The sequence below is a fragment of the Nocardia sp. NPDC049526 genome, assembly GCF_044465765.1.
Lineage (GTDB): Bacteria > Actinomycetota > Actinomycetes > Mycobacteriales > Mycobacteriaceae > Nocardia.
Genome location: NZ_JBITMA010000001.1, coordinates 37,952 through 55,086, shown reverse-complemented (window position 1 = coordinate 55,086; position 17,135 = coordinate 37,952). Strand labels below are relative to the sequence as shown.

General features: G+C 69.2%; 9 protein-coding genes. 3 read left to right on the top strand and 6 right to left on the bottom strand.

Annotated features, from left to right (window positions below; translation table 11 throughout):
* Positions 1-45: 45 nt before the first annotated feature.
* The 6 genes from ACIBW7_RS00230 to ACIBW7_RS00205 all read right to left on the bottom strand — a co-directional run bounded on the left by ACIBW7_RS00230 (position 46) and on the right by ACIBW7_RS00205 (position 9,702).
* Positions 46-930: an NRDE family protein gene (locus tag ACIBW7_RS00230; protein WP_397042627.1), complete on the bottom strand. Its 885-nt coding sequence runs from the start codon at positions 928-930 to the stop codon at positions 46-48.
* 170 nt (positions 931-1,100) lie between these two features.
* Entirely contained in the window at positions 1,101-2,414 is a 1,314-nt protein-coding gene (locus ACIBW7_RS00225) for a S1 family peptidase (RefSeq protein ID WP_397042625.1), read from the bottom strand.
* 112 nt (positions 2,415-2,526) lie between these two features.
* On the bottom strand, positions 2,527-3,891 hold the full coding sequence (locus tag ACIBW7_RS00220) for a S1 family peptidase (RefSeq protein WP_397042623.1): 1,365 nt from the start codon (positions 3,889-3,891) through the stop codon (positions 2,527-2,529).
* An 89-nt stretch (positions 3,892-3,980) separates the two neighbouring features.
* Entirely contained in the window at positions 3,981-5,111 is a 1,131-nt protein-coding gene (locus ACIBW7_RS00215; RefSeq protein WP_397042621.1) for a hypothetical protein, read from the bottom strand.
* A 44-nt stretch (positions 5,112-5,155) separates the two neighbouring features.
* Positions 5,156-7,894 carry a LuxR C-terminal-related transcriptional regulator gene (locus tag ACIBW7_RS00210; RefSeq protein ID WP_397044082.1) on the bottom strand — a complete coding sequence of 913 codons (2,739 nt, stop codon included), beginning with the start codon at positions 7,892-7,894 and terminating at the stop codon, positions 5,156-5,158.
* Positions 7,894-9,702 carry an Hsp70 family protein gene (locus tag ACIBW7_RS00205; RefSeq protein WP_397042619.1) on the bottom strand — a complete coding sequence of 603 codons (1,809 nt, stop codon included), beginning with the start codon at positions 9,700-9,702 and terminating at the stop codon, positions 7,894-7,896. The genes ACIBW7_RS00210 and ACIBW7_RS00205 overlap by 1 nt, the downstream gene beginning before the upstream one ends.
* A 289-nt stretch (positions 9,703-9,991) precedes the next feature.
* Between ACIBW7_RS00205 and ACIBW7_RS00200 the strand changes: the two genes are divergently transcribed.
* Genes ACIBW7_RS00200 through ACIBW7_RS00190 form a run of 3 tightly spaced genes read left to right on the top strand, consistent with a single transcriptional unit; the run spans position 9,992 to position 17,012 of the window.
* Positions 9,992-13,555, top strand: coding sequence for a beta strand repeat-containing protein (locus ACIBW7_RS00200; RefSeq protein ID WP_397042617.1), 3,564 nt, complete (start codon positions 9,992-9,994; stop codon positions 13,553-13,555).
* Positions 13,556-13,587: 32 nt separating this feature from the next.
* Positions 13,588-15,453: a dynamin family protein gene (locus ACIBW7_RS00195; RefSeq protein WP_397042615.1), complete on the top strand. Its 1,866-nt coding sequence runs from the start codon at positions 13,588-13,590 to the stop codon at positions 15,451-15,453.
* A complete protein-coding gene (locus tag ACIBW7_RS00190) occupies positions 15,450-17,012 on the top strand; it encodes a dynamin family protein (RefSeq protein ID WP_397042613.1) in 1,563 nt (520 codons plus the stop codon). Before ACIBW7_RS00195 ends, ACIBW7_RS00190 begins: the two co-directional genes overlap by 4 nt.
* Positions 17,013-17,135: the final 123 nt, after the last annotated feature.

Here is a 17,135-nt window from a genome sequence, read left to right as displayed (position 1 = left end):
CCAACTCGACCGGCCCGCTCCCACCAGGAGCGGGCCGTTTGCGTTTCAGGCCTGACGCTCGCGCAATTCCAAACTGCCGCTGAAGGTTTCCTCGCCCTTGTGCCGTCCGAAGCGTCCGAAGGAACGCTCGGCCATCTCGAACGAACCGTCCTCGCGCACCAGCAGGACCGTGCTCGCCCTGGTCCCGTGCAGTGCGTTGGCGATGAATCCGGCCGAGAGCGTGCGCTCGCGCCGCAGCGGAACTCCGGTGTGCGGCAATAGATCATCGGGTGCCTCGGTGCGATCGGCCAGCACCTCGAAGTAGCGCGCGATATTGCCGGGATCCGATTCGACCACCGTGCGCAGGTTGGTGAGACCGCTGCGGACTTTGGGCCAAATAGGTTGGGGCGCTTCGAATGCCGCGGCCGGGCCCGGCGCGGCCGAGGTGATGAACATGCCGTTGGATACGCCGTGGAAGCCCGGTGTCAGCTCCTGGGGCGGTAGTGCGCTGCGGTTGGAGTGCCACCACAGCGATTCGAGATCCGAGACCAGCATGTTGTAGCCGTTGTAGTCGTCGGGGGCGGCGGCTACGTCGAGCACATACTTCTCCGGGGCCAGCAGTTCACGCTGGTCGCCGGTGCCGCGCAGGAAATCCATCAGCAGCGCGCCGCGCGAACGGGCATCGCCGCGTTCGTCTTTCGGATTGCGCACATTGGTGACGGTGGCGAATCGATTGCGGCCCTTGTCTTCCCGCGTCAACCCGAGCCAGGTACCCGGCGGATCGCCGGCAACCTTGCGCAGCGCACCGAGATCGCGCCCGGCCAGCAGTCCGGGCACCTCGGACCACCATCGCATCGACTCGGTCGGGCGGGAGTAGAACTCGTCGCGGTTGGCCGCGACGATCAACCGATACTCCGGGTGGGCCCGCCAACCGATCAACACCAAACACATGCATTCCAGGATGCCGGAATGTCGCCGGGCCCCACAGGGCATTGCTGACCTTTTCGAGCGACCTGCAAGCGGTCGCCAGCGGTGTACTGGGCAACGCAAGTCGGTGGATCCGGCCCAAGGACGGCAAAAAGGCCGACAGCGTCGCCGCTGTCGGCCTTTCGCGGGTTCTGCTAGTTGTTGACCCTCAGGCCCGGGTTGTCCGAAAGAACCACGCTGACCGGCTGAGCGAACAGCTGCGGGGCATTGCCGGTGAGTGCACCGATCAGATTCGGGATTTCGCAGATCGGGAAGTCCGCCACCGACGACGCGCTGGAGATGCCAAGTGCCATCCGGCCGGAAACGATCGCGCCGCCACTGTCACCGGGCAGGGCGCAGATGTTGGCGGAGAAGGCCTGGGTGAGCTCGCGGTCGCCGACCTCCACGGTCTGGTCGACGGCGTTCACGATGCCGCAGCTGAAGCCGGTGCGCGCACCGGACTTGCAGACCGGAGCACCGACCACCGGCACGGCAACGCCCTCGACCGTGACCGGCTGACCGGGCTGGCGCACGAAGTTGTTGCTGAACCGGTCCTTGGCCTGATCGTTGATCCGGATGATCGAGTAGTCCTGGGAGCCGAGCACCGACTTCTGGAACGTACCCACCTGCGCACCCGGCCGATCGCCCGCCAGCTCGTAGACGCCGGCCGCATTCCCCGAGCCCGCCGACGAAATGTCCGGATTGCAGTGGCCCGCGGTGATGTTTACGACGTTGCCTGCCCGGTCCGTGCCGTTGAAGCCGAGCGAGCAGCGCAGCGACGTCTTCCCGGCGATCGAGGCGAAGCCGTCGCCACCGGCCAGCGGACCGGTCTGCATCGCACCCGCGACCGGGGTGGTCTGCAGCTGCTCACCGGCGACCGGCGGGGCCGTCACGATGACCCGCGACGGGTCGACGAAGTTCGGCATCGGCAGGCCGGCCTGCTCGACCCGCACCGCGATGCTGTTGTTGACGGGATCGACCACCACACCGCGCACCAGCGCGGAGACCGCCTCGGGCTGCCCCTCCAGCCAGCGCTCGAACGCGCTCTTCTCGCCGCGCAGCGCCGCCTCGCTCTTGGCGACATTGCGGACCTCGAATCCGGCCGACGTGGCCGCCTGGCGGGCCTCATCGGCACCCGGGCCCTGTGCCAGCGCCACTACCGCCTTACCACCGTCAGCGAGCCACGAACCCGCGAAGACCTGCGGGAACTGGCGCTGCGCTGTGGTGGCGAAGGCCGCGAGCTGCTGGGCCAGATCGGCCCGGTGCAGGTACTCCTCGGGGGAGATCTTCAAGTCGCGCGCGACCGCGGCGATCAGGTCGGCGGGCAGGGCCGGCTCGTCGGGTTGTGCGTTCGCCACTGCTGCCGTTGGACCGAACAGCAGAATCGCCGCCGAGGCGGCGATAACTGTTTTTCGGACCCGGGTCTGTCGCGCAGCTGATCGGAACTGACCTATACGTGGCAGGAGCATGCCCATACCTTAAGGTGTCCGGCCGGTTATGCCTACTTATGTCGGGATGTTCTTCCGCCCACTAATCGACCTGTGGTCGGTTTGTTGGAAATGCGGTGTCCGACAAGCACTCTCACCCGGCGTTCGGACGGGTCCGCAGCGCGATGCCGGTGCCGACGCCGCCGCCGGCGGACGCGTCGATATCGGCCAGGATCGAGCGGATCGGGATACCGAGCGTCGCGGTGCCGCCGTACTGCGCGAGTGCGATATTGGCCTCGTTGCAGTCGGGCGCGTCAGCGGCATTGGAACCGCTGGTGATGCCCAGGGCGAGCGTGCCGGAGACGATCGCGCCGCCGCTGTCACCGCCGAGCGTGCAGGCCGAGCTGGCGAAGCCGCGCACGGTCTTGCTCACGCCCTCGGCGGTGTACAGCTGGGTTTCGACCCGATCGGCCACCACGAACCCACAGGTGAAGGTGGAGGACTGGCCCGACTTGCAGATCGGGGCGCCGGTGACCGGCTCGGCGGTGCCGGTGATGGTCAGCGTGGTGCCATTGGAGCCGCGCACCGAAGGCTGGTCCATGCCCGCATTGACCGAGCGCTCGTTGAGCTTGATGACGGAGTAGTCGAGCGCGGTCGGGCCGCCGAGGCGGGCTTTGACGAAGTTGCCGAGTTCGATGCTGTTCGGGATGTCCCTGACATTGGGCAGGTAGACCGCGGCGTGCTGGTCGTCCTTTTCCAGGTTCGGGTCGCAGTGGCCCGCACTGATATTCAGCGCGTTACCCGCCGTGTCCACACTGTTGAAGCCGAACGAGCAGACATCGACGCCGCGCAGCGAGGTGTCCTTCAGCGAGGTCGGCGCGGTGATGTAGGTGTCGCCGCCCATCGGACGGCGTTCGATCGGGCCGCCGCTATTGGGCGAGAGGATGACCTTGACGTTGGCGATCAGGGTCGGCAGGTTCAGCGCGTGGCCGACCGGCGTATTGGCGACCGACAGCACCAGCTGGCTGTTGAGGAAGTCGACCGCGACGGAGTTGATCGACTGGGAGATCTCCTTGGGCAGCGTGTTGATCCACTGATTCAGCTGCATCAGCGAGTTCTCCAGGCCGTTCGCCGAGATCGGGGCCAGATGGGTCTGGTAGCCGTCGGCCGCGGCGATCTTGGCGGCGTCGACCGAGGTGACCGCGACGACCGGCTTACCGTCGGTACCGAGCCAGGCGCCCGCGAAGGTGTCGGGGCGCTCGCTGCGGAACGATTCCGCGTATTCGCTGAGCTCCTGGGCCTTGGCGGAGCGTTCCAGGTACTCCGCGGGCGTCATCTTCAGATCGCGGGAAATGGCCTCGATGAGTTCGGGCGGCAGGTTCTCCGCGGAAAGCTGCCCGGGTGCTGTCGGTTCGGCCGAAGCGGCGGTGGTGACGAGCAGGGGTGCGATGAAAACGGTCGCGGCGAATCCGATCGAGGCTGCCTTGACCGCGGCGCTGCGCGCCACCAACTTGCGCATGAAGTCCCTTCGTCGGCACGAGATGTGCCAGCTACTACACCGGTCAGCGGATCACTTTAAGGCACAAACCCGGGTAGGTCGCTACGAAATCAACCAGGAGGTGCCAACTCGAACGGAATCGGCTGCTGCCACGGCAGCTGCGTCCACGTCGGAGGCGTCCACATCGGGAAGCCGGGACGGGTGGTGGTGGCCCGGCTCGGCCGGGTGGTGGTCGGGGGTGTCGTCGTGGTCGGTGCGGGCGTGGTGGTCGGTGTCGTGGTCGGCGGCTCGGTGGTCTCCGGTTCGCTGCTGGTGATGACGACGGGCGGTTCGGTGGTCGGCGGCGGCGTGGTTTCCGGCACGGTCGGTAGGTCCACCGGCGGCTGCGGGGTCGGGCTCGTCGAGACCTGATCGGATTTGGCGTCGCGCACCGGCGGCACCGGGGTCGAGCCAGGATCACGGAACAGCACGGCGACACCGATGCCGCCGAGTATCAGGCCGATGCCGACCGCGACCGCGATCAGCAGTGGTGTGCCGCGGTCTTTCTTGGGGGTCGCGGCCGGGGGCGGCTCCGGGGTGGTCGCCTCGACCGCGGTGGCCGCGGCCAGCGGTGCGGCCACCGGCATCGCCGCCGAATAGGCCTGCGGCTGCACCTCGGGCGCCGGCACCGCCGGGATGACATCGGTGACCACGGTCGAGTTCTCGGCATTGCTCGGATCCGGCGGGGTCGCGCCCGCCGGGGTCGCCAGCACCGCGGCCAGCGCGGCGCGCGCGGCGTCGTAGGCGTAGGCCATTTCCGGTGCGACGGCGTCGCTGCCGGGGAGGTCGCCCTCGCTGACCAGCAGTACCGACTTCAGGCCCAGGTAGTCCAGTGCGTCGCGAAGCGAGAGCACGTACTCCGACGGCCAGCCCGCCGGATAGGTCGCATAGAACTCTGCGGCACCGTTGAGATGTTCGGCGGTCTGATTGATCAGGCAGAACAGTGCGGTCGCGACCAGATCCTCGGCCCGGTAGGCCTCGCCGGCGTCGACGGAGATACCGGCCGGATCGCCGACCGCAGATGCGAAACCGGTGATCGAATGCGTATGACCGGCCGGAGCCGGTCCGCCGAGGACGGTGTCGCCGTCATCCGACATATGCAGGATCGACTCGCGGACGATGAACGTCGGTTCGCCGTTATCGGTGACGATGGCCGCTGTGCAGTTGTCCTCGGCGATGCGCAGGCCCACCCCAGTGGCCATCCTCAATACCTCGCTTCGGCGTCACGGATCGGGCCGCACCCCGATCACACCAGCAGCGAGCCGTGTCCCATGGCGCGGAGCATCGACAATAACTCCGAACGGGAACGGGCACCGATCCGGCGTCGGATCCGGGCGACATGATGCTCCACCGTCTTGGCGGAAATGTACAGGCGAGCGCCGATCTCCCGGTACGTCAAACCGAGTAGGACGAGTTCGGCGACCTCGCGTTCGCGTTCGCTGAGAATCGCCGCGTCGGCGACCGGTTGCGGGGCGGCGGCCTGACCGTCGCCCGAGGTCGCGGCCGTTGCGGTCGGACGAGCCGCGGACTCCTGCGGACGGGCGTCGGCCCGGACGGTTCTGGCCAGTTTCAGCAGGGTGGTCGCGATCGCGGAATCGGCGGCGGCGAGTGCGGCCTCGCTCGCGAGCCGGGCGGCATCCCAGGTCAGCCCGATTTCGCTGAGTCCGGCGACCGCCGCCTGCACCGGAGCCGCGGCGACCTGGCCGCGCAGCACCAGCACCCAGGTGCGGCCCGCGTCGGCGAGGATCGCGGCATGCCGGTCACCGGCCTCGGCCGCGGCCTTGAGCAGCCGGGCGTGCGGGAGCAGTTCTTCCGGACTCTCATGTGCGATCGCGGCCTGCACGCCGTACCAGTGGAAGGCATTGGCCCAGGCGGGCGGCTGGTCGAGGCGACGCAGCAGCGCGAGACTGGCGTCGACCAGCGGTGCGATCCGGCGCTCGTCGCGCAGCCGGATGCCCGCGAGCCACAGTTCGCCGATCGGCAGCAGGGTGAGCAGGTCGGCGTCGACGTCGTCGAAGAGCGGATATGCGGCCTGCCAGGCGCGGGTGAGTGCGGCGTGGTCGCCGCCGCGGCGGGCCAGACCGACTGCGACACCATGAGCGAGCAGGCGGTCGCGGATATCGAGCGAATCCATTTGCAACGCGGCGACGGTGGTCGCGGCGGCCTGTTCGTCGCCGCCGAGCATCGCCGCCCAGGCGGTCAGCACCTGCAACTGGTGGCAGCGCAGGCCGCTGGTGGTGGCCCGGCGCAGCGCCTCACCGGCTCGGCGCGGTTCGCCGGTGCTCAGGCACAGCAGCGTTGCGATGGAGACCGCGGTGCACGGCAGGAACCGATCGGTGCCCGCATCGGCCTGCGCGGCCTGGATGAGCGCGGATACGGCTGTGGCGGTACCGGTTTCGTGTTCGACGATGGTGCGCGCGAGTGCGGTGGCGATCAGGCGTGCGTGCGCGTTTGCCTCGGTCGGCGGCCACTGCGTCGCCGATTCGGACAGTTCCGCCGCGGCGGTCACCTCACCGGCGAGATACTGCACGGTCGCGCCGACCGCCCAATCCGCGCCGACCCGATGTGCGCCGAGCCAGGAATACAGCTGGGCGGCGCGCCCGACCAGACCGCGGCGGGTCAGTACCGCCGCGCAGATCCGCACGGCCGCGGCCAGTTCCGCGCCGGTGACACCGGGACGGGCCAGTACCGGTTCGGCAAGTCGCATGGCGGTATCGCCGTCGCCGGTACATGCGGCGGCTTCCGCCCAGCGCAACGCGATGACGTCCGGATCCGCGCCGGTCGCCGCCGCGGCGGCGTAGTAGCGCACGGCCTCGCGGCCCGCCTTTTCGGCTGCGGCGCAGAGGAATTCGGCGAGACGCTGGTCGCGGACACCGGATTCGGCGAGCAGCAGCGCGGTGTGATCGCGCAGCAGGCCCGCATCCAATCGCGCGTTGAGCAAACGACGCTGCACGGCAACGAAGCGGCGGTCGCCGAGCAGGGTGCGCAGCGGTGTGACGGCGGGTTCGAGCAGCAGATCGGCATCGGTGACCAGCGCGCTGGCCCTGGCCCGGTCGATCAGTTCTTGGGCCGTGGCGGTGTCCACGCCGAGGACCTCGGTGAGTTCGGAGGAGTCCAGGCCGGTGCCGGTGGTGGAGACGACCAGGGTTTCCAGCAGATCCGGCTCGAGGTTGTCCAGAAGGGCGCGGGCCCACGCGGCGACGGCGTCGTCGACGGCGCGGATTCCGGCATCGAGGCGGGCCGAGCAGGCAGCGGTCAGCGCGGCCACCACGCCACCGCGGCTGCCCGCGGTCTGACGATGGATGTGCTGGGCGACCGGGCGCGGCACCGCCATACCCAATTCGCGGGCGAACGGTGCGATATCGGAGACGCCGAGTGCGCGCAGATCGGCCACCCGACCGCGACGGGCCACGGTGTCCGCGAGTGTGCGCAGCTGCGGATCGTGCGGGCGCGGTTGGGTCGCGACAATGACCGTGTAGCGGCCGGATTCGATGGTCGCGCAGAGGGATTCGAGATCCGAGCCGCTCAGGGTGTGGGCGTTGTCGATGATCAGGGCCGGGCGCGGTGTGCGTGCGTGCGCGCCGTCGATGCGGTGGATCGGATGCGCTCCGCTATCGGTGCGCTGAATGATGTCGGGTTTCTCGGCGGTTCGCGTTGCGTGGCCGTCGCCGGTGGCGTGGGTCGCGCCGATGGTGTGCGAGTCGTCGTGGTCGGGGTGCCGCCCGTCGGCGCGGTGGCCGGCTGCCGCCGCATGCGCTCCGTTGACCGAGCCGGCGCGCGCTGCAAGGTGTTCGGGCATTACGGGATCGTCTCGGAACGGGATGCCGTGGGCGCGCAGGCGGGCCCGGATCACCGAGAGGAGGGTGGATTTGCCGGAGCCGGAGCGGCCCCTGATCAGATAGACGACCGGTTCCCGGTCCGCGGAGTCCAATTCGCGGAAGATCTCGCGTGCGCAGGGCAGCGTGTCGAAGGCGATATCACCCATCATCTGCCTCCGGGGATCTTGGGCAGTGCGGATACGACGCCGCCGACCGCGTCGCCCAGGGTGTTCGTCGGCAGGGACGGCACGGTCGGGACCTGCACCTGCGTCGGCGTCTGCGGGGCTGGTTGCGGTTGTGGCGCGGGCTGGGTCTGCGTCGCCGGAGCTTCCGCCGCCGGCTGCGTGGCCGGTGCCGGTTGGCTCTGGGTTGTCTGGCCGTCGGCGGACTCGCCCGCGACGGGTTGGCTGCCGGCCACCGCGACCGTACTCGTCGCGGCGGAACCCGGTTGTCCCGCAGCTGGTTTCGGTTTCGGACTGCCGACGGGCGAATCCTTCGCCGATGTCGTCGCCGAGCCGGTGGGATTGCCGTCACTGGTCGCCGCGACGACGGAAGCACCCGGCGACGTCGTCGGGTCCGAGCTCGCCGGTGAGGTCGGACCGGGCTGCGCGCCGGTGCCGATGGCGACAGTGCCGGTCGCGAGCGCGCCGAGCACCAGTGCCGCACCCGCGATGATGGCGGCGCGCTGGCGGCCGCTGAGCCTGCGGCGGGGCCGGTCGCTCGTGCCCGGCAAGGGCTTTTTGGGCACGGTGTCATCGTGGGAAAGGCCGCCGCTTGCCACCGCGCTGCTGGTCACGCGGGCGCTGTTCGCGGACTTTTCGACCGGCCGCGGCACCGTGGGCAGTTCCTCGGTTTTCGCGTTGCTGCCCATGGCCGCGACCGGGGTGCGATCCACGGTGACGGCCATCAAGTCCGCGGCCAGTTCGGCGGCGCCGAGCGTGCTGGTGAGCCGTGGTTGCGGCGCCGCAACCACGGGGAGTGCGAATTCGGTGGAGATCAACTCGGCTACCAGCGGGATCGCGCCGCCGCCGCCGGTGAGCAGCACCCGGCCGATATTGCCGATATCGAGTCCGGCGCGATGGACCGCATCACGGATGAGATCGAGCGAGGTCAGTAAGGGGCCGCGCAGTAGGTCCTCTAGTTCGTCGCGGACCAGCCGGATGTTTTCGGCGTGGTGATCGTCCGGGTTCAAACGGACCGGGACAACCGTCGCGGTATTTGTGGAAAGCTCTTCTTTCGCATATCGGCAGCGATCGCGCAATGCCGACAATTCCCGTTCCACCACCGGATCGAACGGATCGAAATCATTTCCACGCAATGCATTAGCCAGGACATAGCGCATGGTCAACAGATCGAATTCGGCGCCGGCGACATCGGTGGTGCGCAATGGCGCGCCGAGCACGGCCGCCTGCGCGCCGGTGCGGACCACCGAGACGGTGAGGCCGGAAGCGCCGAGGTCGTATACGACAACCGTGCCGTCGCCGATCGGGCCGTGCGCGGCCTCCAGCCAGCGCACCGACGCGGTCGGCTCCGGAACCAAGGTCACCTCGCGCAGGCCCGCGCGATCCAGCGCGGCCCGCTGCACGTCGACGGTATGTCGCGACCACCACGCCGGATGGCAGGCGACCATGGAGTGCGCGGCGGCTGCCCCGATCTCCTCGATCAGACAGCCGACGGCGGTGGCCACGAGATCCGCTGCGGAGTGGGCGGTTCCGTCCTCGGCGAGGATATCCACCGGATCACCGACCCGGGCCAGGAAGCCCTCGAGTACAACGTCACTGGAGTGCCTGCCGGTGGGGCGAGCGTCACTCCCGAACGCGGGCGCCGCCTGCGGGGCGAGGCGCAACACACTCGGATGGGTGATGACAGTGTCGCCGGAGTGACCCCTGTCATAGTCGCTGCCGTCCCCCGGGGTCGCCACGGCGACCGAATTCGACGCTCCGACAGTGATGCCGAGCGCCAGACGCTCTGTCATTCGAGAACCCCGTTCGAAAACTGTGTGGCCCGGTAGTCGCTGTTGTATAGACGGGAAGGCGGAGTGGACCTGCCAGCCGCAACACTTCTGTCGGTTGCTGGGCATCAGCCGTTACTCAGTCGGGGAAGGAGCGGGGAAATTCCCCTAATGGTTTGGGGGTCCCTAACGGGAACGTGCGGTTCGTAGTAGGGGTGCGCCCCGTTTCGGAGTAACGCCGGGCGTCCCTAGCGTGAAATGCATTCCAACGACTGCGGATCGCGAGGGTCCGCTCATCCAGGAGATGATATCGATGACACCCAACGCGATTCTGGAGTTCATTCTCAACCTGCTCCGTGACCACGAGGCCGCGGTGGGTTATTGCGCCAACCCCGGCCAGGCGCTGGCAGCTGCCGGTTTGCCCGCCGTGACGCCGGAGGATATCGCCGCCGTCGCCCCCATGGTCGCCGAATCGGCCCTTATCGCGGGCGGCTCACAGCTGTCGGCGATCGTTGCGGCCGGTGGCGCCGGGGCCACCGATGCCGGTGCCAATACCGCCGCCGCGGTTGGACTCGGTGCGGCCGCCGACGCGGGCGTGGACCTCGGCACCGATATCGATCTCGGCGCGGACCTCGGCCTCGGTGTCGGCACCGGGCTCGACCTGGGTGCCGGGCTCAACGGCGCGATCGGCGCGGGCCTGCAGGCCGGAGCCGACCTCGGCGCCGGTCTCGGCAGCATTGTCGGCGCGGGCGCGGATCTGACCGCGGGCCTGGGCGGCGCCATCGGCGCCGGTGTGCAAGCCGTGGCGGGTCTCGGCGGTGCGCTGGGTGGCGCGCTCGGTGCGGGAGCGCAGGCCGGCGCCGATCTCACCACTGGTCTGGAGGGCGCACTCGGGGCTGGAGCACAGGTCGGAGCGGGTCTGGAGGGGGCTCTCGGCGCGGGCCTGAACGGCGGCGCGCAGGTGATTTCGGGCTTGGAGACGGGTCTCGGCGGCGCAGTCGGCGCAGGTGCAGATCTCGGAGCCGGGCTGAGCGGCGCCATCGGAGCGGGCACCCAGTTGGGTGCCGACCTCGGCGGCGCCCTTGGCGCCGGTGCCCAAGCGGGCGCTGACCTGGGCACGAGCCTTTCGACCGGCCTCAACGGCGTGGTGAATGCGGGCACGCAGGCCGGCGCGGGTCTGGAGGCGGGCCTCGGTGGTGCTGTGGGTGCGGGTGGTCAGATTGGCGCGGATTTGGGTGCTGGTCTGGGTGGTGTGGTCGATGCGGGTGCCCAAGCCGCGACGGGTCTCGGTGGCGCTGTGGGTGCGGGTGGTCAGCTCGGTACGGATCTCGGTGCTGGTCTCGGCGGCACGATTGGTGCAGGGGCACACGCGATTTCGGGCTTGGAGACCGGGCTCGGCGGCGCCGTCGACGCGGGCGCCGATCTCGGTGGCAGCCTGGGGGGCGCACTGGACGCCGGCGCCCAGGCATCAACCGGATTCTCCAGCGCAATCGGCACCGCGGCCGACGCGAACGCTGATCTGTCCACAGGCCTGACAGGCGCGGTAAACGGCGGTGCGCAGGCGGGGGCCGATCTGGGTGGCAGCTTGTCCACCGGTCTGGGTGGTGCTGTCGATACCGGTGCCCAGGCGGCCGGTGGTTTGGAAACCGGCCTGTCCACCGGAATCGGTGGCGCGCTCGGCGGCGGTGCACAGCTGGGATCGGATCTGGGTGGGAGTCTGTCGACCGGTCTGGAGGGTGCGGCAGGCGCTGGAGCCCAGGCTGGTACAGATCTGTCCACAGGTCTGAGTGGCGCGGTCGGTGGTGGCGCGGAACTGGGGACCAATCTCGGTACCGGTCTGTCCACTGGTCTCGGCGGTGCTGTTGATGCCGGTGCGCAGGCGGGGGCCGATCTGGGCGGCAGCTTGTCCACTGGTCTGGGTGGTGCTGTTGATGCCGGTGCGCAGGCTGGTGGCGGTCTGGAGACCGGCTTGTCCACAGGTCTGAGTGGCGCGCTCGATGGCGGTGCGCAGCTGGGTTCCGAGCTCGGTGGCAGTGTGTCGACCGGTCTGGAGGGCGCAGCAGGGGCCGGTGCCGGCCTCGGTGGCGGTTTGTCCACAGGTCTGGGCGGCGCTGTCGGCGCTGGTGCGCAGGCCGGTGCTGATCTGGGTGGCAGTCTGTCGACCGGTCTGGGGAGCGCGGCGGGCGTCGGAGCCCAGGCCGGTGCTGATCTCGGTGGCGGTTTGTCCACAGGTCTCGGTGGTGCTGTTGACGCTGGTGCTCAGGCGGCCGGTGGTCTGGAGACCGGCTTGTCCACCGGAATTGGTGGCGCGCTCGATGGTGGTGCGCAGCTGGGTTCCGAGCTCGGTGGCAGTGTGTCGACCGGTCTGGAGGGCGCGGCGGGTGCCGGTGCTCAGGCCGGTGCCGGTCTGGGTGGTGGATTGTCTACTGGTCTGGGTGGTGCTGTCGATGCAGGTGCTCAGGCGACGAGCGGTCTGGAGGCTGGGTTGTCCACCGGGATCGGTGGGGCTGCGCAGGCCGGTGCGGGTGTTGGGGCTGGGTTGTCCACAGGGGCGAATGGGGTTGTTGATGCTGGGGCGCAAGCCACTTCGGGAATCGAGGGAGCTTTCGATGCGGGGGCGCATGCGGGCAGTGGGCTCGGGGGTGGGCTGGAGGCTGGGCTCGGCGGTGTGGTGGATACCGGGGCTGGTCTCGGTGGCGGGGTGTCGAGTGGGGCTTCGTCCGCGATCGGTACCGGTGCTCAGGTGACGACGGGGCTGGAGTCGAGTTTGGCTACCGGTGCGGCGCTCGGTGCGGGCGCTGAGCTCGGTGGCGGGTTGTCGAGCAGTCTCGGTGGTGCTCTCGGCGGCGGTGCGCAGGTCGGATCGGATCTGGGTGACGCGGGTGCGCACGCTACGTCCGGATTCTCCAGTGCCATCGGTGGCGCGGCTGATCTGGGCGGCGGTTTGTCCACGGGGCTGGGCGGTGCGGTCGGCGCCGGGACGCAGGCCGGTGCCGGGTTGTCCACGGGTGTCGGCGCCGGTGCGCAGGCTGGTGCCGATCTCGGTGGCAGTCTGGCGTCCGGACTGAGCGGTGCGGTCGGCGCCGGTGCGCAGGCGGGCGCCGATCTCGGTGCGGGTCTGAATGGCGCGGTCGGCGCCGGCGCGCACGCGGGTTCGGAACTCGGTGCGGGTGTGAGTGGCGCGGTCGGTGCCGGTGCCCACGCGGGTTCGGAGCTGGGTGCGGGGCTGTCCACAGGTTTGGGCGGTGCTGTTGATGCCGGGGGCCATGCGGCTACCGGTCTGGAGACAGGGTTGTCCACCGGAGTCGGTGCGGCCACCGGGCTCGGCGGCAGTGTGTCCACCGGAGCGCAGGGCGCCGTCGACGCCGGAACACATCTGGGGACGGGCCTGGAGACCGGTCTTTCCAGCGGAATCGGCGGTGGCGTCCAGGCCGGCAGTGGCCTGGAAACCAGCCTCGGCGGTGCCATCGATGGTGGTGCGCATGCCGGAACCGGTTTGGCAACAGGGCTTTCCACCGGTGTCGGTGGCTCGGCGGATGCGGGCCTCGGCGGCGGACTCTCGTCGAGCGCCGACTCCACGGTGCACTCCGGCGCCGCGGCACAGGGCACCGCCAACGGCACCGCGGATCTGGGTGGTCACGCCGGTTCGACTCTGACCGGCGGCGCCGCCTCGACCGCGGGGTCCACCGCGAATACCTGGTCGTCGCTGGACGTTTCGAATGCCTTCGGCTCCGGACTCGACAGTTCGGCCGGATCGCATCTGGACACGTCGGTCACCGGACACAGCGATTCCAGCCTCTTCACCGATACTCATGCAGGTACTGATCTGGCCGGACATGCCGGCGGCGATCTGGGCGGCGACGCCTTCCTGCACTAAGAGGCAGCGGATATTCGTACGAAAGAGGTTCGATGGGGACACCCGCAGTCAATGCCCAACCGCCCGCGGTACCGCTGCTGACGGTATTGGGTGAAACCATCGCCGCGGCGCGCGCCGCGGGTCGCAATGATCTGGTCGGTCGCCTGGAGATAGCGGCCGACCGGGTCCGCGATCCGCGGCGCCGCATCGTGATCGTCGGACAACTCGGTCAGGGCAAGAGTTGTTTCGTCAATGCCCTGTTGAATCTGGAGATCTGTCCGGTCGGCGATGACGCGACCACCGCTGTCCCTACCTTGCTCGCCCACGGTCCCGAACCGTATGCCGAACTGGTGCTGGCCGGTCCGAGCGGAACCGAGGAGGCGCGAGTCCCATTGCCGGTCGACGAGATCGGCATGATCAACGTCCGCACACCGCAGGCACACGGCCGACGAGTGCTGCGCATCGAGATCCAGCTCCCGAATCCGCTGCTGGCCGACGGCATCGTCCTGGTGGACACACCGGGCGTCGGCGGCCACGGAAGTGGTTATGCGGCAGGCGTACTCGGACTGGTCGCGACCGCCGACGCGGTCCTGGTGCTCTCGGATGCCTCCACCGAACTCACCGAGCCGGAACTCGCCTTCCTCCGGCAGGTCCGCGAACTGTGCCCGACCACCGCGCTGCTGCTCACCAAGCTCGATCTATATCCGCATTGGCGCCAGGTGCATCAGGCCGACGAAGGCCATCTGAGCCGAGCGCGAGTCGAGGTGCCGATCATCCCGGTTTCCGCGGTACTGCGCAGGCACGCGATGCTGCTGCAGGACCAGCAGCTCGGCGCCGAATCCGGGTTCGGTGTGCTGTATCAGTTCCTCCGCGAACAGGTCGTGGCCCGTGACCAGGCCGCGACCCTGCTCGCGGTGGCGCACGATATCCAGTCCGCCGCAGAGCATTTGGCGCTCGCGCTCGGCAGTGAACTGGTCGCACTGCGCGATCCCCGCCAGGGCGCGATGGCGGTCCGTGAGCTGCAAATTGCGAAGACCACCGCCGAGGATCTGCACCGCCGCACCTCGGCCTGGCAGCTGACCCTCTCCGACGGCATCACCGATCTGGCAGGCGATGTCGATCACGATCTGCGCGAACGCCTGCGCGAGATCGCCCGAACCGGTGAGGAATGGATCGATAAACACGATCCGGGCCGCCATTGGGACCGGATCGCCGAATGGCTCACCGGCGATATCGACACCGCCCTCGGCGACAACCTGCTGTGGACGCATACCCGCGCCGTGGAACTCGCCGAGCGGGTCGCCGAGCACTTCACCGAGATCGGCATGGTCGAACTGCCCGATGTCAGTTCCGGCCTGCACACCGAGGACAGCCGCGCCGGCGGGGGCACCCTCGCCGATCTGGAGCCCGATATCGGGTTCGGCAGCAAAATTCTGGTCGGCATGCGGGGCTCCTACGGCGGCGTGCTGATGGTCGGGCTCGCGACCACCTTCGCCGGGCTGGCGATGCTCAATCCGATCTCCATCGGCGCCGGTGTCCTGGTGGGCGGCAAGGCATTCCGCGACGACAAGCAGGCCAGGCTGGCCCGGCGCCGCAATGAGGCCAAGGTCGCCATCCGGCGCTTCATCGATGACGTCGCCTTCCAGGCGGGCAAGGAATCCAAGGACCGCCTGCACCGCATCCATCGGGCATTGCGCGATCACTACACCGGCGTCGCCGAACGCAGCCTGCGCTCCATCGACGATTCGCTGCGGGCCGCACAGGAGGCGGCGAATATGGAAACGGCCCGCCGGACCGAGCGCTGCGCGGTGCTCGACCGGCAGCTGCACATGGTCGCCGAGCTGCGACGCTATGCGGATGCTATGCAACCTGCCATCGCCGCGCCGCGGAAAGGGGCCGCCGGTACGGTAACCCCGTGAGAAGAGACGTGACCCGGCATGATGCTCGGCGGGCGCCCGGCATCGTCGCCGAGGCGCATCAGCTGGTCGCCGCGGCCAGGCAGGCATTTCCCCGCGAGCCGCGACCGCGTGCGCTGCTGGCCGACTGTGCCCGCCGCCTGGATCAACCGCTGCGGGTGGCGCTGGCGGGTTCGTTGAAGGCGGGCAAGTCGACTCTGCTCAACTCCCTGGTCGGCCAGGACATCGCCCCGACCGATGCGACCGAATGCACGCGCGTGGTCACCTGGTACCGCAACGGATCGACCCCGAGCGTGACGGCCTACGCACCGGACGGCTCGACGGCGAATGTGGTGGTGCGCCGCGGCAGCGGCACGCACGGGCTCACCTTCGATCTGGAACGACTGAACTGGAATGCGCCGGGCCCGCGCGAGGTGGACCACCTCGAGGTCGAATGGCCCGCCGCCGCACTGGCGAATACCACCATCATCGACACCCCGGGCACATCCTCGCTGTCGCGGGAGGTGTCGTTGCGGACCGCGCGACTGCTCACACCCGGTGACGCCGATGGCGACCGCGGTATGGCGGCCGTATCTATTCCGGGTGCGGACGCCGTGGTCTATCTGCTGCGCCGGCTCGACGACGCCGACGTCCGGTTCCTCGAACAGGTTGGTGCCGGAACCGCTGGTGCGCAGGGTATTTCGGGTCCGCTAGGTGTTATCGGAGTGGTCTCGCGTGCCGACGAGATCGGGGCGGGCCGAATCGACGCACTGCATTCCGCTCGTGAGGTCGCGGCACGTTTCGCGGGCGAGTTGGAGCGAACGGGACTGTGCCAGGCCGTAATTCCGGTCGCCGGTCTGCTCGCATTCGCCGCGGCGACCCTGCGTCAGCAGGAATTCACCGCCTTCGAGGCGCTGGCCCGCGTGCCGGTCGATGAGCTGAGCGCCGCACTGCTCTCGGCAGATCGCTTCGCCCGCCCCGATATTCCGCTTCCGGTCCCACCCGAACTCCGCGCCCAGCTAGCCGCCCGTTTCGGCTTGTTCGGAATTCGCATGGCGGTCACACTGATCCGCCTCGGTGTGCGCGACTCCGCCACGCTGGCAGCGGAATTGACCAACCGCAGCGGTGTGGACGAACTCCGCTCGGTACTCGACGTCCAGTTCGGCCAGCGCGCCGACCAACTCAAGGCGCACTCGGCCCTCACCGCCCTGGCCCGCGTTCTCACCGCATACCCCGGCACCCCCGCCGACCAGCTGCTACCCCGAGTCCGCACCCTGCTCGCCGACGTGCACGGTTTCGCCGAACTCCGCCTCCTCGGTCGCCTGCGCACCGATGAATTGGCCCTGCCCACACCGGATCTCGCCGAACTACACCGACTGATCGGCGGCTCCGGCGTCGCCCCGCACCTACGACTCGGCCTGCCCTTCGGCACCGAACCCGCCATACAGCGCGCCGAGGCCATGGCCGCCGTGCGCAAATGGCGTGCCCGCGCCCGCCACCCCCTGGCCGACCAGTTCACGACCACCGCTTGCCTCACCGCAGCTCGCAGCGCAGAAGGCACCCTCAGCCTGCTGCCGGAGTGATCCTCCCGACCGACGCCTGCGGGAAGTTGTAGTGCTCCAGCCTGGTCTCGTCGGTGACCACCCAGCTCGAGGTTCGACGGCGACCTCCGCGAGGCATTAATGGTCAACCGGCGATGCCGCCCG